The sequence below is a fragment of the Salegentibacter agarivorans genome (assembly GCF_900113135.1).
Taxonomy (GTDB): domain Bacteria; phylum Bacteroidota; class Bacteroidia; order Flavobacteriales; family Flavobacteriaceae; genus Salegentibacter; species Salegentibacter agarivorans.
On the sequence record NZ_FOOH01000007.1, the window covers coordinates 35,877 to 62,345 of the forward strand.

Consider the following 26,469-nt stretch of genomic DNA (forward strand, 5'->3'; position numbering starts at 1 on the left):
AAGCTACTGGGGGAACATTTGGGGGATTTCATCTATAATTTCTTCCACCCAAAAGCGATACATCAATCCGCTGGGGTGTAAATTATCTTCGGCAATAAGGGCGGCATCTCTTTCAGCTTCACGGGAAATTGGCGTAATGTTATAAAAATCAACCTCAAATTCTGCCGCAATTCTTCTAAAAACCGCATTAAACTCATCTATTTCCTCGCCAATAGTTTCTGCATTTTCTGCTCCAAAAGGCGTCACTCCATAATCTGGAATACTCAAAGCAAAAACGCCTTTTTCCCTACGTTTAGAATGATTAAGCGCCAACTTAAAAATCTCGCGCAATTCTTCTTCATAATCTTCAATACCTTGTCCCTGGTACTGATTATTAACTCCAATTAAAATAGAAACTAAATCAAATTCTCGGGTATAATTCAATTCAGATCGCATTGCGGCTAATAAATTTCCAGAGGTCCAACCGGTTTTGGCAATAATTTTCGGCGGTGCTACTTTATAACCTCTTTCGTTAAGTTGAGCCACCAACTGTACCGGCCAGCGCTCTTTTTCGGGTACACTTTCACCAATGGTATAAGAATCACCCAGGGCAAGGTAACTATAATCCATACCTGAAGAATTATCGGTTTCTGTATTCTGGGTGACAGAATTAGATGTGTTGCAACCAATTACTAAAAATGCTAAAATTATAAAGTAGAAATTTTTCATTCAGAATCTTTTTAGGGCTTTAAATAGTGTATTTTGCAGCAATTTAAAACATTTAGCCCATTTGTAATATGAAATTATACTTCATTTTATTCTTTTTAAGCAGCGCAGTCTTTGCCCAGGAAACACCGGCAAAAGCTTTTGGAACCAACTTCAGCAACACTGCGGTAAATCTTATGAAGGCACTATAACCCAGGGAATAGGCAACGCTGATTTTGATGGCAAGAAATTAATTATGCACGTGAGGTCTTGCGAGGAAAATGAAATTAAAATCCCATTTTTTGTAGGAGAAAATAAATCCCGGACCTGGATTTTACGATTAAAAGATAATAAAATTGAGCTGAAACATGATCACCGCAAACCCGATGGCAGCGAAGATAAAATAACGCAGTACGGCGGCACGGCTTCTAACAACGGTTTAGCCAACATCCAGGTATTTCCTGCTGATGACGAAACGGCCGAATTACTTCCCGCTGCGGCAACCAATGTTTGGTGGATAAGCTTAGATGATGAAATTTTTAGTTACAATCTTAAAAGAATTGGTGCTAAAACTAATTTTAGTGTAGAATTTGATCTTTCCAATCCAATAAAAACACCTGATGCTCCCTGGGGATGGGAAGAATAATATTTAAGATTATTTTGTAAGCAATACCTAAATTGCGGTTAAACCCTGCGGAAATAATTCCTTTTTTGGAATTTTTGTTTATCTTTTTTAGCAAAGTGAACCAGCAACTCAATTATGGAACCCAACCAAGAAAATAAAACAACCACTTCCAATATTACTTCAGAACCAACCCAGGAAAAAGAAGAACCTAAAACCGGATTCGGACGTTTCTTTTCTAAAGTGGGGTATTCAATTTGGATAGCGGTAATGATAGTTGGTGGTATAATTGCTTTCCTGGTTTCCCTCCTGGTATTATGAAAAGTCTAAGAACATTCTTTTTTATATGCTGCTTTCTTTTTGCTCTTCTCCAAACTTTTTATTTTTTTGAGATCCCGCTCCCCGATTTCATCAATTTCTACCTGGCAAATTTTCTTTGTATGCCTATTGTATTAAGCATTTGTCTCTATACGGTACAGCTTCTTAAAAAGGATAAAACTTTACGTTTAAATCTTATAACTGTACTTTCAGTATTCGTGATGTATGCTATTTATTTTGAAGTTATTCTACCACCACTACACTGGAGATACACGGCCGATATAATTGACGTGCTTCTATATTTAATTGGAAGTTTTCTCTTTTATTTTCTTCAGAAATTAACTTAACCAAACAACCTCGAAGCCAGCTCACGAAGCTATTAAAAAGAATAATATTCTATTCCGAGCAAAGCATCATAGCAATTGAATCTCGATTATAGAGTCAATTTACCTCCTTAAGCTGCTTTCCTGAATTTTTCACTGATGTAAATTTCTCCCGCTTTAAGTCGTTTCAGGTAAATTTTCATATCCTCCCGTACTTCAGAAGACATTATATATAAACCTATGATATTAGGAAAAGACATGGCTAAAATCATCATATCAGAGAAACTAAGTACGGCCCCCAGACTTGTAGAAGCGCCAAGAACCACAAATAGAAGGAACATAATTTTATAAACGGTTTCAGATTTCACACTTTTCCCAAAAAGATAAGTCCAGGATCTCATTCCGTAATAAGACCAGGAGACCATAGTTGAAAATGCAAATAAGAAAACGGCAAAAGCCAGAACTGCGGGAAACCACGAGATCACACTACCAAATGCATCTGAGGTTAACTCGACTCCTCCAAGCCCATTCACTTCGTGCATACCGGTGAAAATAAGGACAAGAGCCGTCATAGTACAAACCACCATAGTATCTATAAATGGTTCTACCAAAGAAGTAAAACCATCGGCTATAGGATTATTGGTTTTTGAAGCACTATGCGCAATTGCAGCCGAACCAACCCCGGCTTCACTGGAAAACGCTGCCCGTTGTAAACCAATAATTAACACTCCAATAAATCCACCTTTAAGTGCATCTGCAGAGAGTGCTCCATTAAAGATTGCAGAGAAAGCACCACCTATATTTTCTATATGGGTGCCAATTACAATAGCACATCCAAGAATATATACCATGGCCATAAAAGGAACCACTTTTCCGGTAACTTTAGCAATACTATTAATACCGCCAATTATTACCACCCCAACTAATATAGCGAAGCCTACACCAAACCAAAAACCGTGACCCTGTAGAAATGGTAATTGCTCAGAAACAATTTTAAATGCCTGGTTAGATTGTAGCATATTGCCCCCGCCAAATGAAGCCCCAACGCCAAGAACGGCAAAAAGGCCGGCAAGAAATTTACCAAGACCTCTCATATTTCTTTTTTCAAGGCCATATCTCAAATAATTCATTGGTCCGCCAAAAATTCGGCCTTCACTATTTATAAATCGGTATTTTACCCCTAAAGTACACTCTACAAATTTTAAAGACATAGCAAAAAATCCTGCTAAAAACATCCAAAAGGTAGCACCGGCACCACCAAGGGAAATAGCTACTGCCACGCCCGCGATATTTCCTAGACCAACTGTTGCAGAAACAGCAGTTGCCATAGCCTGGAAGTGAGTAATAGTACCCGGTGCATTTGGGTCGTCATACTTCCCCCTGGCCAGGTCTATGGAATGCCTGAACCCACGGATATTTATAAACCCAAGTCTAATCGTAAAAAAGATACTTCCTATAATTAACCACATTACAATAAAGGGAATCGCATTCATCTTCACATCTCCATTAGGATGTAACAAGGGTTGCGGCTCAGCGTAAACTACTTCTGCAAAAACGTGTGCATCCTGTTCTACAACATCACTGGTACTATTTGGATCAAAAATTACGTGGCCTTCTTTAACCAGGTAATTGAGTCTTCCTTTTACCGGCGAAAAAACTTCAATTTCTTCCCCTGTATTAGTTTGGATTATGGCAATTTTATCGCCTTCATTAACCTCGGCATTTTTTGTGATTAACCATTCTTTTAAAGTATAGGAATTATTGCTTAAAGCATCCCATTCGGGAATAGGAATTTGTTTAGTGGGAGTATACACCACGGGATCAAAAATACCCAAAGAAGCAAATGGATCCCAAAATAAAATCCCGCCAAGAAAATCTACGGCGGGCTGTACATTACTATTAAAAATTTCGGTAATAGATTCGGCAGGAATTGTAAAGGATTTAGAAACAGATTTATTATTCGCATCTGTCACTTTAATGGTATGTTCCATTCCCTCAATTAAACCAGTAGATTTCCTGGCATCTAAGGCAGTAGATTGATTGGTCCATTTATACTGGTATGGCTTTTCTCCCCCGGTTACAATAACTTCGGCTATCCCGTCGTTAATTTCCCGTGAAGGGTTTGAAAGAGTTACTTCTACCTGTAAATCAGAATTATTTTGTGTGTTTTCCTGTGCCCCGGTAATGGCTGTTAACATTAAAAATATACTGGTAAAAAGCCATAAATTCCTCATAAACTAAATTTCTTTACTATTTATCTGATATAATATTATTTGCATAAAAAAATGAAAGTATTAAAAATTTATAATAATATATATTTTTAATACTCTCAGCTAAATATAATTTCTGAACATTTAATTCAGAATTCATATAAAAATTAATCGATGAATCCTTGTTTTTTCATCCACTCATCGTTAAATATCTTTCCTACATAACGGCTGCCATGGTCGTGAAATAAAACAACCACCACATCATCTTTGGTAAAATGTTCTTTAAGTTGAAGCAATCCTTTTGCTGCAGCGCCGGCTGAATTTCCTAAAAAGAAACCTTCTTCTTCGGCCAATTTACGAGTATAAACAGCGGCATCTTTATCAGTTACCTTGGTAAATCCATCAATCACACTAAAATCTACATTTTTTGGTAAAATGTCTTCTCCAATCCCTTCGGTGATATATGGGTAAATCTCTTTTTCGTCAAATTCCCCGGTTTCATGGTATTTTTTAAAAACAGAACCATAGGTATCAATTCCCCAAACTTTAATATTCGGATTTTTCTCCTTCAAATATTTTCCCACTCCAGAAATAGTTCCGCCGGTACCTACGCCTACTACAAAATGAGTCACTTTCCCATCGGTTTGTTCCCAAATTTCAGGACCGGTACTTTCGTAATGTGCTTTGGTATTTGCCAAGTTATCATATTGATTCACATACCAGGAATTTGGAGTTTCCTCAGCCATTCTTTTAGAGGTTGAATAATAAGATTGTGGATCTTCTGGGGCAACATCAGTGGGACAAACTACCACTTCGCAACCTACGGCTTTTAAAATATCTATTTTTTCCTTGCTTTGTTTATCAGAAAGTACACAAACCATTTTATAACCTTTCACAATGGCTGCGAGGGCAAGGCCCATTCCCGTATTTCCAGATGTTCCTTCAATAATAGTTCCGCCCGGTTTTAAAAGTCCGTTGGCTTCAGCTTCTTCTACCATTTTCACCGCCATACGATCTTTAACCGAATTTCCCGGGTTAAAAGTTTCATATTTTGCTAAAACCAAAGCGTCTATATCTTTAGTGATCTTATTCATTTTCACCATTGGCGTATTCCCAATAGTCCCCAATATATTTTCTACGTAATCCATTTCTTTATTTTTTAAGTTGCAAAGGTAAAAAATTGAATTTACTTCAATAGAATCACCAAAAGCACTCGATTTGTTATAATTTATTCAAATTTAATTGCTCTGGAAGGAGAAATCTTTGAAATTATTACTGATGGAATTATCAACATCAGCATACATAAAATTAAGGTTCCCAGGTTTACCGCTAAAATATAGTCCCAACTTAGATAAACGGGAACTTCAGTCACATAATAGGTTTCAGGATTTAATGGTACCAGTTTAAAATATTTCTGCAGCAATAATATTCCGATTCCGATTAAATTTCCCCAGAAAAGTCCTTTAATAATAAGGTAACCTGCATTGTAAAGAAAAATCTTTCTAATACTCCAGTCGTTACCGCCCAGGGCTTTTAAAATCCCTATCATTTGGGTGCGCTCAAGAATTAAAACCAGCAAAGCAGTAATCATATTAATGCCAGCCACCAAAATCATAATTCCAATAATAAGGGCGATATTAAAATCGAAAAGCGCCAGCCATTCAAATATCGAATAATACTTCTGGTTTATGGTTTGCGTATCTAAAAACGACCCCGTGTTCTCATAAACTTCCTGGCCTTTTTCATCAATTTCGTCAAAATCGTTTAGAAAAACTTCAAAATTGCCTACCTCATTTTCTCCCCAGCGATTAAGACGTTGAATATGCCGAATATCGGCCAGCACATAGAGTTTATCAAAGTCCATAAACCCAGAATCATAAATACCGGTAACCACAAAACCACGGGTTAGCGGCCTATCGCTGCCATCGCGCAGAAAATAAGTTGGAATTTTATCTCCTACATTTAATTGAAGCCTGTTCGCTAAATATGCTGAAACTAAAACCTCATCATTCAGTTTATTATCAACATCTGGCAGTTCACCTTTAACCAGGAAATCTTCAAAATAACTCCAGTTATAATCGGTGCCCACACCTTTTACCACAATCCCTTCAAAATCTGTTTCAGTACGAATTATCCCAAATTTTGTTGCCACCGCCTGTACGTGGGCAATACCATCAACGGTATTAAATTCAGGATAAAAATCCTGGTCTTTATCAACCGGGGTAAGCGTAACCTGCGAGCTGTTATTATCGTAATTAGAAATATTGATATGCCCGTTAAAAGCTGCAATCTTATCCCTTATTTTTTCCTGCAAACCAAGCCCGGTAGCAAAAGAAACCAACATCATCACCACACCAATAGCAATTGCCGCAATCGCTATTTTTATAATAGGCGCAGAAATACTACTTTTATGGCTTTTACCGCCGATAAGGCGTTTAACAACAAAAAATTCGAAATTCAAATTATCACGATGCTTAAAAGGTTATTCAAAAGTACATTTTTATTCGCTTTTATAGGTATTCTTTCCTGCGGAAACCAAAATAAGAAAGAGCAATCTTCAGAAGAAATTGCAATAAATAATCAAGATGAAACTGCTGTTAAAGACATTATTCTCGCAGCCAATCGTACCGAAGCTTACCTTCCTTTACTGGATGGAAAAAGAGTGGGGATTGTAGGAAACCAGACTTCAATTATGAAAAATGAAGCGGGAGAATTTACCCATGTAGTAGATTCTTTGCTGGCCTTAGAAGTGAATCTGGTAAAAGGTTTTGCCCCTGAGCACGGGTTTCGTGGCACTGCTGATGCCGGGGAAGCAGTAGAAGATGGTAAAGATGCTCAAACCGGCTTACCGGTAATTTCGCTTTATGGCGATAACAAAAAGCCGAAAGCAGCACAGCTAGAAGATCTTGATGTATTAATTTTTGACCTACAGGATGTAGGAACCCGTTTTTACACCTATATTTCTTCCTTACATTATGTGATGGAAGCCTGCGCCGAAAATGACGTACAACTTATCGTTTTTGACCGCCCAAACCCAAACGGACATTATATAGACGGCCCCATCCTGGAAACCGAGTTTAAAAGTTTTGTAGGAATGCATCCAATTCCAACCGTTCACGGCTTAACCATGGGAGAATACGCAAAAATGATTAATGGCGAAAAATGGTTAAAAGACGGCATTCAATGCGATTTGGAAGTAATTGAAATGGAAAATTACGACCACTCCAAAGCTTACGATCTTCCGGTGAAACCTTCACCAAATTTACCCAATGCACAGGCAATAAATTTATACCCAAGTCTATGTTTCTTTGAAGGTACCAATGTGAACGCCGGTCGTGGCACCGACAAACAATTCCAGGTATTCGGCTCGCCGTTTTTAGATGAAAATTATTTTGATTTCACCTATACTCCACAATCTAAGCCTGGCGCAAAAAGCCCAAAACATCTCGGGAAAAAATGCTATGGACGGGATCTTAGTGAAATAGCGCGGGTAGATCAAATAAATTTAGAATGGCTAATTGAAGCATATGAAAACACCGCGAATAGAGATGAATTCTTCAATGCTTTTTTCACAAAACTGGCGGGAACCAAAGAATTACAAACTCAAATTGAAGCTGGTTTATCTGTTAAAGAAATAAGGGATAGTTGGCAGCAAGGTTTGGAAAATTTTGAAGTTAAAAGAAAGCAATACCTAATTTATTAAGGGCGTGGCGGGATACGAGTTGCGAGTTGCGGGTTTCGGAATATTAACTTTTCCAGTTCAATTCTACATATTGAATGAATTTATTAATTTTTGCTCCCAGAATTTCGTAGTCCTTAACTAGGTCTTGATGAGGTCCCATAATAGCAGGACAAAGGTGTAATAACTTATTAAAATGTAAAATGATTTCATCATTACTGGCGTGGGAATAAATTAAGAACTTAATGAAGTCAGCTTTGTACCGTTTTCTTCCATAACCTTCAACAATATTTGTAACTACAGAATCTGAAGATCTTCTTATCTGACTCCCCAATTCGTACAATTCATATTTGGGAAGCTTTAAACTTAGAGAATGAATTTTAAAGAATAAATTCAGGGAAGCATTATAAATATCAAGATCACGGTAACTCGAGCTCATATTTTTTGAATTTAAAGTAATTCTCTAATTTAGAATTTTAGTGTTATTTAATAAAACCGTGAAACACGCAACCCGTACCGCGCAACAATAAAGGCACAATCCAGAAAAAACCTACAATCTAATCAAACCCAAACCCTAAAAAATAATCCTTCTACCCCTTAACCCTCTTCTTCATCTCTTCTACAATATTATATGCAGCGGGGCAAATAGCCGTATTTTTAATAGTAAGATTAGAGATTTTATGAAAATCTTTCCGGTCGGTATGCGGGAATTCCCGGCAGGCTTTTGGTCGCACATCATAAATTAGGCAGTAATTATCTGCAGCCAAAAAAGTACAGGGCACTTGTTGCAGCACATAATCATTATCTTCATCTATTCGCAAATACTGCTCAATAAACTGTTGCGGCTTTAATTTTAAATGCTTGCTAATGCGCTCTATGTCTTTATTGGTAAATAAAGGGCCGGTAGTTTTACAGCAATTTGCACAGTCCAGGCAATTAGTGCGCGAAAATTCTTCCTCGTGCATTTCCTGCATCTGCCTATCCAAATCTTTTGGCGGCCTTTTTCTAAGCTTTGCAAAAAACTTTTTATTTTCCTTATGCTTATCTTTGGCCTTTTCAGGGAGATTTTTTAGAATTTCTTCCATTGGGCAAAGATATAAAACCAAGCTACACCTTATCAATGAATCAGCAAACTTCAGTAAAAGACATTTTTGGAAAAGCTATTTCCGCTTACTATTACGAAAAGGATACTACAGATATCCAGGTACATTCCCCCGACTTTGATGATGATGTAATTCCTGTTCCCTATTTGTTCAGAAATTATGCTGAAATGCCACCCTTAGAGCAAAAAGCGCTGCAACTTGCAAAGGGAAAAGTTTTAGATGTTGGCTGCGGCGCAGGAAGCCATTCGCTTTATCTTCAGCAAGAAAAAAACCTTCAGGTGACTTCCATTGATACCTCTAAAGGAGCTATAGAAATTTCCCGTCTACGCGGAATTAAAGATGCTCGAAATATTGATTTTTTCGATTTGAAAAATGAAAAATTTGATACCATTTTGATGCTAATGAATGGCAGCGGAATAATTGGCAAGCTCAACCAGCTTGACAAATTCTTTAAAAAAACCAGGGAATTGCTAAATCCCAATGGTAAAGTCCTTTTAGATTCTTCAGATTTAAGTTATTTATTTGACCGGGATGAAGATGGCGGAATTTGGGTAGACTCTGAAGCTGCATATTACGGTGAACTGGAATTTAAAGTGAGTTATAAAGGAGAAAATTCTGCTTATTTCAATTGGCTCTATATAGATTTTCAAACTTTAAAATTTGCCGCTGAAACCAATAACTTTAGTTGTAAACGAATAAAAGAGGGAAAACACTACGATTATTTAGCTGAATTACAAGCTTTAAAACAATAAATTTATATTTTTACCAAAATTGCTTTTTCAATGTCTAAATACAAATACAGCCTTCTTCTTTTAATTATATTGTTTAGCTTTTCCTGTACTTCAGATTCAGGTGAAAATGATGATGATGGAGTGGTTGGAATAGATAAAACAGCAAATTTGCAAGGTTTGGGAGATTCAGCTTCCCACCTTTTAAGCGATGCTGAATTCACTTCAATGAATATAGAAATTGTTTATGTTAACGGGTATGCTCCTAACCAGGCAGCTCTATCAAATTTTAAAAGTTTTCTTGAAGAACGAACTTTTAAACCCGATGGTATAAATATTAGTTTAAGAGCAGTTTCTTCATCTGGCAAAGCTCCTTTTTCTATAGAGGAAATTGTAGAAATAGAAAAAGAAACCCGTACTGTGTACAATGCGGGAGATGAAATTGCGGTGTATATTTATTTTGCTGACGGAAAAAGTGAAAAAGACGAAGAAAATAAATTCACCCTGGGTTCAGCTTTTAGAAATACATCTATGGTGATTTTCGGAAGAACTATTGAAGATTTTGCGGCAAGGCCTAACGCTCCGATTGAAAGTGATATAGAAGCAGCAGTTTTAAACCACGAATTTGGGCATTTATTTGGCCTGGTAGATATTGGTACCGAACCGCAATCTGACCATAAAGATGATGATAACGAAGGCCATTGCAATGTTCCCGACTGCCTGATGCGCGCTTCTATAGAATTTGGAAGCGGAATTATTGATGAAATTGAAGGAGGGCGTATCCCACAATTAGGAATGCACTGTATTAGAGATCTGCAAGCTGCCGGGGGACGATAGTTTTGAATCTTTGTCAAGTTTAACTCCTTGTCAAGCTGAACTTTTTTCAGCTTCTAACCTGTTTAGAACTACAAACAACAAACATCTTAGGTCCTGAACCAAGTTCAGGATGACGATTAAATACTCCTATACCCTTACAATCTAATTCGCTACTTCACTTATAAATTTAATGCGGTATAACCTAAGTTCTTCATCGTCATAATCGCCATCAAATTCCTGGATGGCTTCATCTATTTTATCGGTTTCAGCTTCCAGAAAATATTCATGAATTTCTTCCTGCTGATCTTCATCTAAAATATCGTCTATCCAGTAATTTATATTCAACTTGGTTCCGCTGTAAACAATTGCTTCCATTTCTTTGATGAATTCCTTCATCTCCATTCCTTTGGCAGAAGCAATATCATCTAAAGGTAATTTGCGGTCTACGTTCTGAATTATATATAATTTTAAAGCTGAATTTGCTCCGGTAGATTTCACCACCAAATCGTCTGGACGAACAATCTCATTTTCATCTACATAACGCTGAATAAGTTCTACAAACTCTTTCCCAAACTTTTTGGCCTTGTTTTCGCCTACTCCAAAAATATTGGTAAGCTCTTCAATATTTACCGGATATTTTATAGCCATATCTTCCAGCGAAGGATCCTGGAAAACTACAAAAGGAGGCACCTCGTTTTTTACTGCTACTTTTTTCCGAAGATCTTTCAGCATTTTCACCAGGGTTTTATCGACCCCAGAACCTCCCGACTGACTTGCAGTAGGAACAGCTTCAGTAGTACTATCAAAAATATGATCATCTGTCATCATAAAAGAAGTTGGATTCTCTAAGAATTCTTCTCCTTTAGAAGTAAGTTTTATTACGCCATAGGTTTCTATATCTTTCTTTAATAAACCGGCTACCAAAGCCTGCCTAATTAAAGCCATCCAGTATTTCCCATCCCGGTCTTTTCCCTTTCCAAACAGTGGGTGAGCATCGGTTTTATGTGATAAAATAACCGCATTAGATTTTCCTATAAGTGTTTTTACAACTTCTTTAGATTTGTATAATTGCTTTGTTTCTTTTATTGTTTTTAAAAGTAATTCTACCTCTTTGCCAGCCTCATGTTGCTTTTTAGGATACCTAACGTTATCGTCCATAGTGGCGCCTTCGCCGGTTTCGCTGTCAAACTCTTCCCCAAAATAATGCAAAATGAACTTTCGGCGGGAAATGGAAGTTTCTGCATAGGCAACTACCTCCTGAAGTAAAGCGTGACCAATTTCCTGTTCGGCTACTGGTTTTCCGCTCATAAATTTTTCGAGCTTTTCAATATCTTTATAAGAATAGAAAGCCAAACAATGGCCTTCGCCACCATCTCTTCCTGCCCGACCGGTTTCCTGGTAATAACTTTCTATACTTTTTGGAATATCATGGTGAATCACAAACCGAACATCTGGTTTATCTATTCCCATCCCAAAGGCAATAGTAGCCACCACAACATCAATTTCTTCCATAAGAAACTGGTCCTGGTGTCTGCTTCGGGTTTTGGCATCCAGCCCCGCGTGGTAGGGTACGGCATTAATCCCGTTAACCTGCAGTGTTTGTGCGAGCTCTTCAACCTTTTTCCTGCTTAAACAATAGATAATCCCAGATTTACCGCGGTGCTGTTTGATAAAACGGATAATATCCGCATTAACATTTTTGGTTTTTGGCCGTACCTCGTAATATAAATTCGGTCGGTTAAAACTCGCTTTAAAGGTATTTGCATCTGGAATACCAAGATTCTTCAAAATATCTTCCTGTACTTTTGGAGTCGCTGTAGCCGTAAGGGCAATAATTGGAATATTATCGCCTATACGTTTTATGATACTTCGTAAATTTCGATATTCTGGTCTAAAATCGTGACCCCATTCACTTATACAATGCGCCTCATCTATAGCCAAAAAAGAAATCTTTTGCTGTTTTAAAAACTCAACATGATCTTCTTTGGTAAGTGATTCAGGTGCTACATAAAGCAGCTTGGTAACACCGTTAGCGATGTCTTCCTTAACCTGTTTTACTTCGGTTTTATTCAAAGAGGAATTTAGCACATGCGCAACGCCGTGCTCTGCAGAAATACTACGTATAGCATCTACCTGGTTCTTCATTAAAGCGATAAGGGGCGAAACCACAATTGCCGTTCCTTCTTCAATCAACGCAGGGAGTTGGTAACATAGGGATTTCCCTCCTCCGGTCGGCATTACCACAAACGAATTATTTTTATTCACTATACTGGTAATCACCTCTTCCTGAAGGCCTTTGAATTGACTAAACCCAAAGTACTTCTTTAGCTGTTGGTGTAAATCAATTTCCGTCAAACTCATTCAATTGTGTTACAATTTTACATACATTTGCATAACTAAAGATACATATTTCTTTAAACTCACAATCCTTAATTTTATCTAAATTTGAAACTGAAGGAAAAAATCCTTATTGCTGCAAAAGAAACCATTTCCATTGAGGCCAAAGCAATTGCAAACCTGGAAAATTTTATTGATAGTGAGTTTGCCGAAGCCGTAGAAAAAATATATAAAGCTAAAGGAAGGGTAATTGTAACCGGCATAGGAAAAAGTGCCGTAATTGCCACAAAAATAGTAGCTACACTTAATTCTACCGGCACACCTGCAATTTTTATGCACGCTGCAGACGCTATTCACGGAGACCTGGGAACCATACAAAAAGACGATGTCGTAATTTGTATTTCTAAAAGCGGAAATAGCCCTGAAATAAAAGTACTGGTACCTTATATTAAGGATTTCAATAATCTACTTATAGGAATTACGGCCGATAAAGAATCTTTTCTTGGAAGGGAATCTGACTATGTATTGAATTCTTATGTAGAAAAAGAAGCCTGCCCAAATAACCTGGCACCTACAACAAGTACAACGGCACAAATGGTTATAGGAGATGCTTTGGCAATTTGTCTTTTAAAATTGAAAGGATTTTCAAGAAAGGATTTTGCAAAATACCATCCCGGTGGTTCGCTTGGTAAAAAACTTTACCTGAGGGTAAGCGATATTACCGCACAAAATATGAAACCCCGGGTTTCACCAGAAACTTCAGTTACCGATGCAATAATAGAAATTTCAGAAAAAATGCTTGGAGTTACCGCAGTAATTGAAAACAATAAAATTATTGGTATAATCACAGATGGAGATATTAGGCGAATGCTTAAAAACAATACCGAATTCAAAAATCTTACAGCAAGAGATATTATGAGTCCCGCGCCAAAAACCATAGACCACGATTCCCTGGCGGTAGACGCTTTAGAAATGCTGGAAGAAAATAAAATATCCCAGTTACTTGCCCTGGATAACCAAACCTACGCGGGTGTAGTACATATACATAACCTAATTCGAGAAGGAATTTTATAATGAAGCAAATTGGCACCCCTGAACCAGAGATGTCCTTTTTGGACCATTTAGAAGATTTAAGATGGCATCTAATAAGATCTGTTGTAGCAATTGTTGTGGCAGGCTCTATAGCTTTTCTTTTAAAGGGATTTATCTTTGACGTATTACTTTTTGGCCCCAGTAGAGGCGATTTTTTCTCTTATGATATTCTTTGCCGAATTTCTACTTCGCTTGGCTTAGATGCCGGTTTCTGTTTTGACGAGATGCCGTTTAGAATTCAAAGTAGAACCATGGGCGGGCAATTTTCAGCCCACGTCTGGACCTCTATAACGGCAGGGTTTATTATTGCTTTTCCCTATGTAATATACCAGTTTTGGTTATTTGTGGCCCCGGCAATGCACGATAATGAACGCAAACATGCCAAAGGATTTATATTTATTACTTCCCTGTTATTTTTTATAGGAGTAATTTTTGGTTACTATGTGGTTACGCCATTATCTATAAATTTCCTCGGAAAATATCAGGTCAGTGAAACGGTTTTCAACGATTTTGATTTGGGTAGTTATATAGGTTTGGTTAGAGCTTCAGTACTAGCCAGCGGACTTATTTTTGAACTCCCTATTGTGATTTATTTCCTTACCCGGGTTGGAGTGGTAACGCCACAATTCCTAAAAAAATACCGAAAATATGCTTTGGTAATTGTGCTAATTCTTTCAGCAATAATCACCCCTCCAGATATTGTTAGCCAGATAATTGTGGCAATTCCGGTATTGATACTTTATGAAGTAAGTATTATTATTTCAAAAGTAATCTACAAACAAGAACAAAGAAAATTTAATAAAAAATAGCTATGATTAATAAAGTTGACGAATTCAATGCTTACCGTCAGCAGATGAATGATAAAATTCTTGGTGAGAACAATAAAGTACTCAAAAGGATTTTTAATTTAGATACCAACGCTTTTACAGAAGGCGCGGTAGATAAAAAAACAAAAGAATTATTAGGCCTTGTTGCCTCATTAGTTTTACGTTGCGACGATTGTGTAAAATACCACTTAGAATCCAGTTACAAAGAAGGTTTATCCCGAGAGCAGGTTATGGAAACCCTGAGTATTGGAACTTTAATTGGAGGTACAATTGTAATCCCTCATCTGCGTCGTGCCCACGAATACTGGGAAGCCTTAGAGGAATCTAAAGAATAACAGGCTGGCATAAAAAATGTAACTTAGCTCTAAAATGCTATTTGAATGAAATTACGCGCCGAGAATTTAGTTAAAGCCTATAAAGGAAAAGAAGTTGTAAAAGGAATCTCGCTGGAAGTAAACCAGGGAGAAATTGTTGGATTACTGGGACCAAACGGTGCCGGTAAAACCACTTCTTTTTATATGATTGTGGGTCTAATAAAGCCAAATTCCGGAAAAATTGTTTTAGACCAGGTTAATATCACTAAATATCCAATGTACAAAAGAGCACAGCACGGGATTGGATATTTAGCCCAGGAAGCTTCGGTTTTCAGAAAACTTAGTATTGAAGACAATATTATGAGTGTACTGGAACTCACAGATCTTTCTAAAGAAGAGCGTCACCATAAAATGGAAACCCTAATTGAAGAATTCGGTTTAGGCCATATTCGAAAAAACCGTGGTGACCTTTTAAGTGGTGGAGAGCGCCGCCGTACCGAAATTGCCCGTGCCCTCGCAACCGATCCTAACTTTATTCTTCTCGACGAACCTTTTGCCGGCGTAGATCCCGTTGCTGTAGAAGATATTCAAAGAATTGTAGCACAGTTAAAGGATAAAAATATCGGGATTCTTATTACCGATCACAACGTGCAGGAAACCCTGGCGATTACCGACAGAACTTACCTGATGTTTGAAGGAAGCATCCTAAAGCACGGCCAACCCGAAGAACTCGCCGAAGACGAAATGGTGAGAAAAGTTTACCTGGGACAAAACTTTGAGTTAAGAAAAAAGAAGTTATTTAAGTAAAAACTACAAAAGAACGTCATGCTGAACTTGTTTCAGCATCTATTACGAAACAACCTATACCCTGAAACCAGTTCAGGGTGACGATACGATCTGCGTTAAAAATAAAATATAAAAAGTATACCTACATTAAAAACCTTTATCATACCTCCTCATTCTTCGGAAAAACCACCGATAAAATCACATAACTAAAAATAATTAAGGGTACGGCTACAAACTGAAATACCAGGGTTAACACCAAACATAATAAAAGAAAGAAGTATCGTACTTTATTATCGGCAAATCCCCAGTTTTTAAATTTAAGGGCAAAAAGTTTTATTTCGGCATTTAAGAGATAACAACTAAGAAGCGTAATAGCAATTAAAAACCATTCATTTAAAATTAAACCGGTTAAAAAACTATCGGGTTGATAAGTTAAAATAAGTGGAAAACTTAAAACCAGTAGTGCATTTGCCGGAGTGGGAACGCCAATAAATGAATCGGTTTGACGATCATCTACATTGAATTTCGCCAGTCTGTAAGCCGAGGCTAAAGAAATGAGCAAACCAATTAAAGCAAGCGTATTAAAATTCCAATCCCACCAACCGGTATTCACTTCCCAACCCGTGTTTTCTACCCCCGAATTTCCCGGCAAGGCGTTATCTAGCAATTGATACATTACAATTCCCGGCACTACTCCACTGGTAACAACATCGGCTAAAGAATCAAGTTGCAACCCAATATCACTGGAAACTTTTAAGCTTCTGGCTGCAAGCCCATCAAAAAAATCGAAGAAAATTCCTCCGGCTACAAAAATAGCGGCCATAATGAGACTCCCCTGTACAGCGAAAATAACCGCGATGGTTCCGCAGAGAAGATTTAAAAGCGTAATTAAATTCGGAATATGTCTTTTTATGCTCATAGATTGCTCATAGATTGATTTCTGAAACACTAAACTAATCAATTGCCACCTGTTTCTACAAGTTTTTTTAATTTCAGAAAGAACAATTACAAAAGCTTTAACTTCAAAGAAATTATTAAAATCCAAATAAAGATGACTGATTTTTTTTGCAAATCGTCATTCTGAATTTATTTCAGAATCTAAGATGTTGATAATCAAACCATGTTAGAAGCTGAAACAAGTTCAGCTTGACGAAATCTGGCGTTTCACACAACCTCGGGAATCGGAAAAAAATCTTGACCCTCGGTACAAGCCCGCCATTCCGGGCAGGTGTCGGGAATTAATCCCTCAATGAAGGATTAAAATATAATAGTTTGCTATTTTTGAACAGAATTCCCTAAGTATGAAAAACCTTCTTTATGCAATTTCAAGCGGACTTTTATTAGCATTTGCCTGGCCAACTTATGGCTTTCCTTTGCTTTTATTTTTTGCCTTTGTCCCAATGCTCTATGCAGAATTTAAAGTTAGAAATTCAAAAAAGAAATATATTAAATGGAGGGTGCTTGGCTTGGCTTATCTAAGCTTTTTCCTCTGGAATCTCATTACAACATACTGGCTCTATTTTTCTACCGCATTTGGCGGTGCTTTTGCCGTCCTGGTAAATTCCCTCCTAATGGCACTGGTATTTTTGCTCTATCATATAGTAGCAAAACGTACCGGATTTAGCGCTGCATCAGCCTTTTTGGTTAGTATTTGGATAGTTTTCGAAAAACTGCATCTCGCCTGGGAATTTTCCTGGCCCTGGTTAAACCTGGGAAATGCTTTTTCTGAATTCCAAAACTGGGTGCAGTGGTATGAATATACAGGAACCTTTGGCGGCACACTTTGGGTTTGGCTCGCCAATATCGCTTGCTTTAAAGCGGTATTACTCTACAAAGAATTCAAGTATAAAGATTTTATTTACCGTGGAATCTTCAAAATTGTATTACTGATTTTAATCCCTATTGGTGTTTCCTATTTATTATTAAGCCAGGTTGAAGAAAAAGGAGAAACGATGGAAGTGGTTATCCTGCAGCCAAATATTAATCCGTATACCGAAAAATACAATACCACCGATACACGGATTGGCGAGTTACTACTGAAGCTCAGTGAAGAAAAAGTGAGTGAGAAAACTAAACTTATTTTAGCTCCAGAAACCGTTTTTGCCGATGGAACCGTGCTGCCAAATTTTGAACAATCTGAAGCAGCTTTTTTCTCCAGACAACTTATAAATAAATATCCTCAAACTAATTTTCTTAGTGGGATTTCTTTTTATGAAAGGTTCAGTGATCCGGCAAAAGTTAGGGAACAAAGCAATCAATTAGGGCCAAACGTCTGGTATGATGATTATAATTCGGCTTTTTTAATGAATACGGAAGATATTCCGCAGCTTTATCATAAATCTAAACTCGTAGTTGGCGTAGAGAACTTTCCTTATCAGGAAATCCTGAAACCTATTTTAGGTGATGTTATGATAGATCTCGGTGGCACCGTAGCGATGAAGACCACACAGGAAGACCGGGAAGTTTTCGCTTTGGATAATAATTCGGCTACGGGCCCCATTATTTGCTACGAATCCGTTTATGGAGAATATGTAACAGGATATGTAGAAAATGGCGCAGATTTTCTTAGCATTATTACGAACGATGCCTGGTGGGGAAACTCACAAGGCCACAAACAGCATCTTAGTTATGCTAAATTACGTGCCATAGAAACCCGTCGCGATGTAGTGCGAAGTGCAAATACTGGGATTTCAGCATTTATCAATCAAAAAGGAGAAATCACAAAAAGTCTGGGTTATGAGGAACAAGGCAGCATCAAGGCTGATATTCATCTTAATTCAGAAAAAACTTTTTACGTAGAATATGGAGATTATTTAGCGAGAGTAGCGCAATTCCTGGCTTTGTTTATTTTTCTCTTTGCGATAGTAAAGTATAAACGAAACAGGCCTTCATAAAGCTTTTCATGCTTACTGCTATTGCGCACTGCCAACTGAGAACTGAACTATTGTCCCCGGAAAAAAATTACCGTGCTTAAGGTTTTCAGGATAATATTCAGGTCAAGAAAAATTCCGCGATGTTTTATGTAATAGAGATCATACTGAAGCTTTACCAGGCTATCGGTATGGCAATTCCCATAATCTGCTTTTACCTGCGCCCAACCGGTTAAACCCGGTTTTACCACGTGTCGCGTTTCGTAAAAAGGGATTACTTTAGATAATTCATTCACAAAAACCGGCCTTTCCGGTCTAGGCCCAATCAGGCTCATTTCACCTTTTAATACATTATAAAACTGCGGGATTTCATCTAGACGAGACCTTCTTAAAAACTTTCCAAAGCGAGTAGTGCGTAAATCGTTCTTTTGGGCGTATTGAGGTCCGTTAGGTTCGGCATCCTTTACCATAGTTCTTAACTTCAAAATCCTGAAAACTTCTCCATATTTACCAATCCTTTCCTGCCTATAAAAAAGGGATCCACGGTTTCCCAGAAAGTTAGCTATTAAAATAATTGGCAGCATTAGTATCAAAAAAGTTAGCCCTATTATCGCGATAATAATATCGAATATTCTAAAGAAAAATTGATAAAATTTATTCTGATTACTTCGGCTAAAAGGAAAATATCGGTAAAAATCTTTATCTACGTGCTGCACGGGAATGCGCTGGGTAATTTCTTCGTAAACCTGTGTATAATCTTTAATAGGAAAACCCGCCTTCAGCAAAACACTTAACTGGTTATACAATGGCAGCATCAAACCTTCTTTGTAGCCACTGGCCACCACAATTTCGTTTATATGATGCTCTTTAATAGCTTCTGTAAGGTCTTCCACCTCAAACCTAATCAGCTTATCTTCATCTATTTCTGAAGAAATCCGGTCTTCGGTTTTAATATAACCCACCACCACGTAATTCGGATCAGATTTTTGAAGATCGGAGCTAATAAGGTTTATATCAAAAGAATTGCCTACCACCAGTACCCGCTTATAAAACCTTGGAGAAGAAATTAAAGTAATATAAACCAGTCGCCATAGTAACAGCGGAATCAAAATTGCGAGAAAGAAAAAGAGAATTTGCAAGCGATTTTCAGGCAAACTTGGCGTTAAAAAAGGCGTAAGGATATAGAACAAAACCGTTGCTCCAGAGCTTAACAATGAGTTCTGCAATACGCTATCAAAATTTGACGCTTTTTGAAGATCGTAGAGTTCAAAAATGCTGGCAAAAAGATTAAAATAAAGGAGTAAAACGAGGGTCCAATACCAGTTTTGTGAATCTATTCTAAAATAATCGAATTCAAAGATAATTCCTATCAGGCTGAGACAGGTTAAAATACAAAGCGAGTCTAACAAACGTAGTAATACCTTACGCTCAGAGATTTCAAAATGTACAAGTGGCCGTTGGGACATAGCTTACCTACTTACGGGCTAAAGATAGAATTTTTTTGATTTCTACCATTCTTATTACAGGAAAATGAAACAGGAGTATTTTGGCCACAAAGGCACGAATATCTTTTTGCTTAAAATGAAGAAACCCACCAACTTTTACGCTGTGCGGAAAAAATCAGATACTTTCCGGAAAGACCTGGTTTCGTCAAGCTGAACTTGTTTCAGCTTCTAACATGTTATTACTTAAAACAGCTTAGATCTCCGAAAAAATTTCGGAGCAGGCTCTGAAAAAGTTCAGGATGACGTCTATTATTTACTTTTTAGGCAGCTTTTTTTATATAATACAGCCAGAGAAGCGAATATTTATACTAAAACTTCTTTCCAATCCTTTTTCACAATTTCCCAATCAAATTTTTCTGCCTGCTGTCGGGCATTTCTGCTAATTTTTTCGGCTAAATCCTGGTTTATAAGTAATTCTTTAATGGCACTTAGCATTGATTCCTTATCATCTGGCGGCACCAGCAAACCTGTTTTTTTATCCTGAAGTAAGTAAGGAATCCCACCTACATTTGTAGAAATGATTGGGAAACCTAAAGCCATTGCTTCAATTAGACTTACAGGGGTGTTATCTACATTAGTTGTATTTAGAAAAATATCATATCCTTCTGAAAGTGCGATCCATTCAGACTTGCTTAATTTTCCAGTGAATTTTACCGGTAACTTATTTTTTTTAGCATAATTCACGCATTCCTTATAAGAATCGTCTTTTTCAGGACCCACCATACAAAGTTCGGCTTCAGGGAATTCTTTTAAAAGTTTTTCCAAAACCTGGAGTGCAAGTATCGGATTATAGATCTCAGCAAAAGCACGAACCCAAAGGAGTTTTGGTTTTAAGACTTTCCTCGGCTTAAACGGATAATCTTTTAAAAAAATAGAATTCGGAATATATTTCAGATTTGTAAATCCTGCTTTGTGAAATATGTCAAAAAGATAGCGTGAAGGCGCAATATTTTGTTTAGCATTCTTAAATAAGGAGGTAGATAGTTGAGGATTTTTTTTTAATCTCATCGGAAGTTCACCACCGTGGAGTAAAAGAATATAATCGAGCTGTAAATTTCTACAAAGTTGGGCCGCCAGCACTGCATACCAGAAATTTCGCGTACTGTAGGTATCAATTAGCACATAATCTACCCAGGTTTTATTTTTAATAATAGAAGTTAACATTTCAGATAACCTCAGCACCTGATTTTTATGGGAAGATGAAGTTTTTACTTCAAAACCTTCATTTTTTAATAATGGAGATAATTTATCTATAAAAGTTGGCGCCCCGCCCCGGTCTTCCAGTTCATTGCCTATATAAAGCAGTTTTTTCATCTGTTTATATTTTTAACCCAAGGTTGGAATTAGGAACAAATTTATAATTATACTTCGGCTTGTGGCCAATCTTTGGGTCCAGCATTGTGGTGGTTTCATGAATTGAGCACTCTATTCCAATCGGTTTTTACTTTTTCCCAGGCAAAATTTTCAACTTTTTTTCGGGCATTTTCGGTAAGAGATTGTGCTTTTTCCGGGTTTTTTATAAGCCTATCAATTCCGGCAGCCATATCCTGGGCATTATTCACCGGTACCAGTAAGCCATCATCATTATTTTTAATAAGAACAGGCATTCCTCCAACATTTGTGGAAACCACTGCCAGCCCGAGGCTCATTGCTTCTATAACACTAATGGGAGTATTATCTATATTTGTGGTGTTGATAAAGAAATCGTAGTTTTTTGAAAGTTTTGCCCAGGCTTTTTTCTTCAATTTCCCTTTAAACTCAATGTCAAGTTGATTTTTGGCGGCAAACTTCTTACAGGTTTTCATCGTTCCGTCCTTATCGGGTCCCACCATACAAAGTTTGGCGTTTGGATAATCTTTTTTCAACAATAAAAGCACTTCTAAAGCCATTACCGGATTATAGCGTTTCTGAAAACGTCTAACCCACAATAATTTAGGCTGAAAATCTTCCCGTTTTTTAAAGGGATAATTTTCCATCTGAATCGCATTCGGAATAATTTTGGTATTATTAAAACCTTCAGCCTTAAAAATATCGTACAAAAATTTAGAAGGCGCTATATTGATTTTCGCCTTTCCAAAGAGACTCTTACTATATTTTTTGGAAGCGTGTAAGCGTTCCGGAAGGTTACCACCGTGTAAAATGGGTATATATTCTAAATTGTATGCCTGGCAGGTTTTAGCCACCAGATAGGCATAGTAAAAGTTCATCGCCCCATAAGTATCAATAAGCACCACATCGGTAGTTTTATGAAAGCGAACAATAAGTCCGAGCATTTCGATTAAACGCAGACCTTTGTTGCTTCGGGTAGAAGCTGTTTTAACCTTATAACCTTCCTTACGCAGCATTTTACTAAAGAAAGAAATATAGGTAGCCGTAAAGCTATTAATCTGTAAGTCGTTTCCTATGTACAGGATGCTTTTTGTCATCTACTATATATAATAAAGCCAGTCCATAAACGAAGCCCGGTAGGGCAATTCGCATAGCCGAATGATTAATGGTTAAGAACCAAAATGCTAAGAACGCCAAAAAATAATAATTGTTCTTAAACTTTGTCCAGAAAATTATAGGAACTAAGATAAGAATTAGAATCGCAACCAATCCTAGAAGTCCATGTTCTGAGAGCAATCTACTAATTTCATTGTGTGAAGCCGTGGCAGTTCCGGTCATTTCACTTCGCATTCCTTTTCCCTTTCCAACGCCGATCCCAATTACGGGATTATAATAAAATCCCTGGAGCTCGGTAATAATAAGCTCCGTTCTACCTGTAGTTATATCATCTTCCAGTCTTCCGGCTGCATCCCTGTTGGTATATCTATTTACAATAAGGCCTTCGGTTTTAACAGCAGTAAACAACCATATAATAACACCAACTACCGCAAAGAGCCCCATTTTAAATACGATCTTGTTTTGTTCTTTGCTATCCTGTTTATAAAAATATACCACTACAAAAGCCATGATACAAATTACCGCAGTTAAAACTCCTCCCCGGGAGAAAGTTATGATAGCGCGATAACTCATTAGTGCAAGCAAACCCAGATCTATAAAATTTATTGTTTTATTCTTAATGAGAAAAAAACGCGTAAATAGAATTATTGCCCCCATTCCCATGACCGTAGAAATCTGATTAGGCCCATAACCACCCGAAGTTGCGTAATTAGAGTTTGTGCCACTCATTAAAGCTTCTCCAATACTTGGTGTATATAAGAACAAATAGATCATATTTGCTATTAGCGGAAGTAAAAGCATTAACAAAACATAATTAAACTGCGTTTTAGTTATCTTCTTATAATAGCAGTATAATGCTGACACTCCTAAAGTCACCGGACCGCTAAGATTAAAAGCTACAGCTTTTCTAAAAACCACATCATACTCTAATGTAAACGAAGCGACGACCACACCAGGGAAAAGAATAAGGAGATAAAACCAATACGAGACAGTTTTTACCGAAGTTCCTTTGTAAAACATTCCAATGAGAAGAAACAAAATGACGGAATATTTACCGGTTTCATAAAAAACCATAGAACCGGTCATACGATAAAAAACCTCAGCCCCGGAAATATAGGCCGCTGCCATTAGGGCTTCATTATTTTTATTTTCTTTTAGAATGACATAAAATATCCAAAAGCCTAACGTACCGAATAACAAAAACTGGCCCGCCGGTCTATACATATATACCACCACTGCTATCAAAAGATGAAGCAATAGTAATTTTAGATAGTTTATGTATTCTAGTTTTTTAATAGGGTTTCCTTTTATATATAATCTCAGGATGAAATCATCGAATAAATTTTAATATTCTAGAACCTGTTTATTTACTCACTTGTTTCAATAAGATTTCGCTTGAATAAACTTAAATTCTTTTGTAGAAATTAAGTAAATCTAATCTATAGGAATTTTCTCCAAATCGAGAACTTATTCTACTTTTTAGTTCTGCTCCTTTAAGTAAACAAAGTTCCTTATTTTCAGCAAAACTTAAAATTGCCTGAGCAAGTTCTTCGGAGTTTTTCCGATCCACCAAAATTCCGGCGTTTCCAACTACTTCTGGAATCTGCCCCACATTTGTGCATACAACCGGCAGAGCGGCCATTCCATATTCCATTAATGCCAAAGGCATACCTTCCGAACGAGAGGATAAAATTCCCAGGTCCGCCTGCTTTAATATTTTAGAGATATTCTTTTGGGTTCCGTAGAAAAAGATTCTATCAGCGGCTGCAGATGAAGAAATTTCTTCCAGCACAGCTTTAGAGTAGACAGTGTCAGGATCTTCCCCTATTAAATGTAAACTAATCATCCGGTTAGATACCGCCGCTATATCGAAAGCCCTCAAGAGATTAAGATGATCTTTTTGCGGTCTTATATTTCCAACACAAATAATCTTAAACCTGTCAATTTCTCCTTTTAATTTAGGAAATGGACTTTTTATTCCATTTTCAACAATAAAGTTATTTAAATGAATTACCCGTTCAGCCTTCAGTGTTTTTTCGGCCCATTTTTTTAAAACTTTATTTACAGATATAATTCCGTCAAAATATCCTGAAAGTGGCTTAAGCACTTTTATGTTTCTTGCTTCCAAATTTTCACTTTCCCCATAATGATCATGCCATACGAGTTTTACTTCATTCGATAACTTCATCAACACTCCCAAAAACCAGGAGGTTCCATGAGCATGAATAATATCAATTTTATTCTTACGAATATATTTTGTGAATTTTAGAATCGCTTTTGGATCGAGACTGGATTTTTTATCCAAAAACAGGTATCCCACCTCAGGTTTTAATTCTTCTTTTAGTAAACCTTCCTGCCGTGTACAGCAAATGAAAGATCCATTCACGAATGGCTCTAACGAATTAGCGGTATTAACCGCCATTCGCTCTGCACCACCGGGGCGTAAACTATCAATTAATTGCAGTACTCTTAATGGTTCCCGGTTTGGGGTTTCTCGATGAATGTTATCCGTTGTGGGTTGTGGGTTTTCGTTTCTCCGTTTGGTGTTTGGCGCTTGTTGTTTGGAGTTATCGTTTGTGAGTTCTCGGTTGTAGGTTATGGGTTGTTGGTTGTGCTTTCCTAAAACTTTCTGGATTGCCTTTTCAAATTTTTCTAAAGTATATTGCTGACTCCATTCCTGGGCGGCAATAGACATTTGCTTCAGTTTTTCTGGATTCTCTATTAGGCTGATTATTTTTGACAAGTCTTTTTCAGAAAAACCTATTCTCGATACATCCCGACTCACGTCGGAACACTCGAACTGACGGCCTTTCTGAGATTTATCTGAATGTATATTATTTAGTAAAATCCCTCTCTTCTCTCTACTCTTTATTCTCTGATCTATACCCGGAATTATTATACCCCGCTCCCCGTAATTTAGCATCCAGGGCACACAAGAAACAGGCATAGCGAGGGGAATACAGCCATACCACATCCCTTCCGCCAGGGCTTTAGGCCAGCCCTCGCTATCTGAGAGTAAAACAACAAAATCTGCTTTTTTATAAGCTTGCTTTAATTCTTCCAGACTTTTACGGCCTTTTAGTTTTACGAGATTTTGGAGTTCTTGCTTTTGAATATACGATCTTAAAGAATCTTCCAGTACTCCGTCACCATAGATATCTAGTTCTGAAATCACTTCCTTATTTTTAAGGCTTTCAATAAGGTCAATAGCCTCAAAAATTCCCTTTCCTTCCACCAGGTTCCCTGTAAAAATAAATTTATAGGCTTGTTTAAAATCTTTTATGATAGATTCTCTTTCTTTTTCCGAAAAACTCGCAGTAAAAAAAGGTATTATATTATCGGACTGATTCGGCCATTCCCCATAGACCAGCACCTTGATGTTCCTACTCAAAAATCTATTACCTAAAATCCATTTCTGAAACCTATATGTCCAGGGTTGTTTAGCCTCTGGATCCCAGTTTCCTGCATATTTAACCGACTTAGGTTTCTTCGGAAAAAAGACCTGAAGAAGACATCCTATTAAACTAATATTGCCTGGACAGCGCAAATGGATATGATCTGCTTTCTGCATTACTTTAAATACAGAAAAAAAAATATAAGGTAACTTTATTAATGAAGTAAGAACCTTTCCTATTCCTGTAAAACTTATAGCTGGAACCTTGAAAAAATTAAGACTATTAGTTCTATAGGCTTCTTCATTATTTATTGGTTTTAAACTATTTTCAGGTGCAAGTATCAAGACCTCATCTACCTGCTGAAACCATATATTCATCTCTCTAATATATGGTGAATAGCTGTAGTATTTATTAT

General features: G+C 37.2%; 24 protein-coding genes. 11 read left to right on the forward strand and 13 right to left on the reverse strand.

The features are described from left to right. Window positions 1-3: 3 nt before the first annotated feature. Window positions 4-708, reverse strand: a complete 705-nt coding sequence (locus tag BM084_RS06655) for an SGNH/GDSL hydrolase family protein (protein WP_075325987.1) — start codon at window positions 706-708, stop codon at window positions 4-6. A gap of 232 nt (window positions 709-940) precedes the next feature. On the opposite strand from BM084_RS06655, the gene BM084_RS06660 reads away from it, so the two are divergent. The 3 genes from BM084_RS06660 (at window position 941) to BM084_RS19015 (ending at window position 1,971) form a co-directional block, all read left to right on the forward strand. Beyond that, window positions 941-1,330 carry a hypothetical protein gene (locus BM084_RS06660; protein ID WP_245764347.1) on the forward strand — a complete coding sequence of 130 codons (390 nt, stop codon included), beginning with the start codon at window positions 941-943 and terminating at the stop codon, window positions 1,328-1,330. A gap of 114 nt (window positions 1,331-1,444) precedes the next feature. Next, a complete protein-coding gene (locus tag BM084_RS06665) occupies window positions 1,445-1,627 on the forward strand; it encodes a hypothetical protein (RefSeq protein ID WP_075325985.1) in 183 nt (60 codons plus the stop codon). A 119-nt stretch (window positions 1,628-1,746) separates the two neighbouring features. Continuing rightward, window positions 1,747-1,971, forward strand: a complete 225-nt coding sequence (locus tag BM084_RS19015) for a hypothetical protein (protein ID WP_143083627.1) — start codon at window positions 1,747-1,749, stop codon at window positions 1,969-1,971. Between the two features lie 107 nt (window positions 1,972-2,078). Here the strand turns inward: BM084_RS19015 and BM084_RS06675 are convergent, their stop codons facing one another. From BM084_RS06675 to BM084_RS06685, 3 genes are all read right to left on the reverse strand, one after another. Further along, the gene (locus tag BM084_RS06675) at window positions 2,079-4,181 is read right to left on the reverse strand and encodes an alanine/glycine:cation symporter family protein (protein WP_075325983.1); all 2,103 of its coding nucleotides are present in this window, start codon (window positions 4,179-4,181) and stop codon (window positions 2,079-2,081) included. Window positions 4,182-4,324: 143 nt separating this feature from the next. After that, the gene (locus tag BM084_RS06680) at window positions 4,325-5,305 is read right to left on the reverse strand and encodes a PLP-dependent cysteine synthase family protein (RefSeq protein WP_093303811.1); all 981 of its coding nucleotides are present in this window, start codon (window positions 5,303-5,305) and stop codon (window positions 4,325-4,327) included. An 80-nt stretch (window positions 5,306-5,385) separates the two neighbouring features. Further along, on the reverse strand, window positions 5,386-6,618 hold the full coding sequence (locus tag BM084_RS06685) for an ABC transporter permease (protein WP_093303814.1): 1,233 nt from the start codon (window positions 6,616-6,618) through the stop codon (window positions 5,386-5,388). 9 nt (window positions 6,619-6,627) lie between these two features. On the opposite strand from BM084_RS06685, the gene BM084_RS06690 reads away from it, so the two are divergent. After that, a complete protein-coding gene (locus BM084_RS06690; protein WP_093303816.1) occupies window positions 6,628-7,860 on the forward strand; it encodes an exo-beta-N-acetylmuramidase NamZ family protein in 1,233 nt (410 codons plus the stop codon). A 43-nt stretch (window positions 7,861-7,903) separates the two neighbouring features. On the opposite strand, the gene BM084_RS06695 is transcribed toward BM084_RS06690, so the two are convergent. Both BM084_RS06695 and BM084_RS06700 read right to left on the reverse strand, forming a co-directional pair. Beyond that, a complete protein-coding gene (locus BM084_RS06695; RefSeq protein WP_093303819.1) occupies window positions 7,904-8,275 on the reverse strand; it encodes a four helix bundle protein in 372 nt (123 codons plus the stop codon). Window positions 8,276-8,426: 151 nt separating this feature from the next. Further along, complete coding sequence (locus BM084_RS06700; protein ID WP_093303821.1) at window positions 8,427-8,921, reverse strand: YkgJ family cysteine cluster protein; 495 nt, start codon at window positions 8,919-8,921, stop codon at window positions 8,427-8,429. Window positions 8,922-8,956: 35 nt separating this feature from the next. On the opposite strand from BM084_RS06700, the gene BM084_RS06705 reads away from it, so the two are divergent. Next, window positions 8,957-9,691, forward strand: a complete 735-nt coding sequence (locus tag BM084_RS06705; protein ID WP_093303957.1) for a class I SAM-dependent methyltransferase — start codon at window positions 8,957-8,959, stop codon at window positions 9,689-9,691. 30 nt (window positions 9,692-9,721) lie between these two features. Then, window positions 9,722-10,504 carry a hypothetical protein gene (locus BM084_RS06710; protein ID WP_075325978.1) on the forward strand — a complete coding sequence of 261 codons (783 nt, stop codon included), beginning with the start codon at window positions 9,722-9,724 and terminating at the stop codon, window positions 10,502-10,504. Window positions 10,505-10,645: 141 nt separating this feature from the next. On the opposite strand, the gene recQ is transcribed toward BM084_RS06710, so the two are convergent. Further along, window positions 10,646-12,844 carry a DNA helicase RecQ gene (gene recQ / locus BM084_RS06715; protein ID WP_075325977.1) on the reverse strand — a complete coding sequence of 733 codons (2,199 nt, stop codon included), beginning with the start codon at window positions 12,842-12,844 and terminating at the stop codon, window positions 10,646-10,648. An 84-nt stretch (window positions 12,845-12,928) separates the two neighbouring features. Here recQ and BM084_RS06720 point away from each other — a divergent pair, with 84 nt between their 5' ends. From BM084_RS06720 to lptB, 4 genes are read left to right on the forward strand one after another with little or no spacing between them, the layout of a single operon-like run. After that, complete coding sequence (locus BM084_RS06720) at window positions 12,929-13,894, forward strand: KpsF/GutQ family sugar-phosphate isomerase (RefSeq protein ID WP_075325976.1); 966 nt, start codon at window positions 12,929-12,931, stop codon at window positions 13,892-13,894. Further along, window positions 13,894-14,721 (forward strand): twin-arginine translocase subunit TatC, encoded by an 828-nt coding sequence (gene tatC / locus BM084_RS06725; protein ID WP_075325975.1) that lies wholly within the window; start codon window positions 13,894-13,896, stop codon window positions 14,719-14,721. Before BM084_RS06720 ends, tatC begins: the two co-directional genes overlap by 1 nt. Before the next feature lie 2 nt (window positions 14,722-14,723). After that, window positions 14,724-15,074 carry a carboxymuconolactone decarboxylase family protein gene (locus BM084_RS06730; protein ID WP_075325974.1) on the forward strand — a complete coding sequence of 117 codons (351 nt, stop codon included), beginning with the start codon at window positions 14,724-14,726 and terminating at the stop codon, window positions 15,072-15,074. 45 nt (window positions 15,075-15,119) lie between these two features. Then, complete coding sequence (gene lptB / locus BM084_RS06735; RefSeq protein ID WP_075325973.1) at window positions 15,120-15,860, forward strand: LPS export ABC transporter ATP-binding protein; 741 nt, start codon at window positions 15,120-15,122, stop codon at window positions 15,858-15,860. Window positions 15,861-15,999: 139 nt separating this feature from the next. Here the strand turns inward: lptB and BM084_RS06740 are convergent, their stop codons facing one another. After that, on the reverse strand, window positions 16,000-16,758 hold the full coding sequence (locus BM084_RS06740) for a CDP-alcohol phosphatidyltransferase family protein (RefSeq protein ID WP_093303960.1): 759 nt from the start codon (window positions 16,756-16,758) through the stop codon (window positions 16,000-16,002). A gap of 382 nt (window positions 16,759-17,140) precedes the next feature. Here BM084_RS06740 and lnt point away from each other — a divergent pair, with 382 nt between their 5' ends. Next, window positions 17,141-18,733, forward strand: coding sequence for an apolipoprotein N-acyltransferase (lnt, locus tag BM084_RS06745; protein WP_075325972.1), 1,593 nt, complete (start codon window positions 17,141-17,143; stop codon window positions 18,731-18,733). Between the two features lie 47 nt (window positions 18,734-18,780). Here lnt and BM084_RS06750 read toward each other — a convergent pair whose 3' ends face one another. From BM084_RS06750 to BM084_RS06770, 5 genes are all read right to left on the reverse strand, one after another. Further along, window positions 18,781-20,175, reverse strand: coding sequence for an exopolysaccharide biosynthesis polyprenyl glycosylphosphotransferase (locus tag BM084_RS06750; RefSeq protein WP_075325971.1), 1,395 nt, complete (start codon window positions 20,173-20,175; stop codon window positions 18,781-18,783). A gap of 342 nt (window positions 20,176-20,517) precedes the next feature. Beyond that, window positions 20,518-21,528, reverse strand: coding sequence for a glycosyltransferase family 4 protein (locus BM084_RS06755; RefSeq protein ID WP_075325970.1), 1,011 nt, complete (start codon window positions 21,526-21,528; stop codon window positions 20,518-20,520). 95 nt (window positions 21,529-21,623) lie between these two features. Beyond that, window positions 21,624-22,640 (reverse strand): glycosyltransferase family 4 protein, encoded by a 1,017-nt coding sequence (locus BM084_RS06760; RefSeq protein ID WP_075325969.1) that lies wholly within the window; start codon window positions 22,638-22,640, stop codon window positions 21,624-21,626. Then, window positions 22,597-23,787, reverse strand: a complete 1,191-nt coding sequence (locus BM084_RS06765) for an O-antigen ligase family protein (RefSeq protein WP_083634227.1) — start codon at window positions 23,785-23,787, stop codon at window positions 22,597-22,599. The genes BM084_RS06760 and BM084_RS06765 overlap by 44 nt, the downstream gene beginning before the upstream one ends. Before the next feature lie 277 nt (window positions 23,788-24,064). Beyond that, window positions 24,065-26,431, reverse strand: coding sequence for a glycosyltransferase family 4 protein (locus tag BM084_RS06770; RefSeq protein WP_245764348.1), 2,367 nt, complete (start codon window positions 26,429-26,431; stop codon window positions 24,065-24,067). Window positions 26,432-26,469 lie beyond the last annotated feature (38 nt).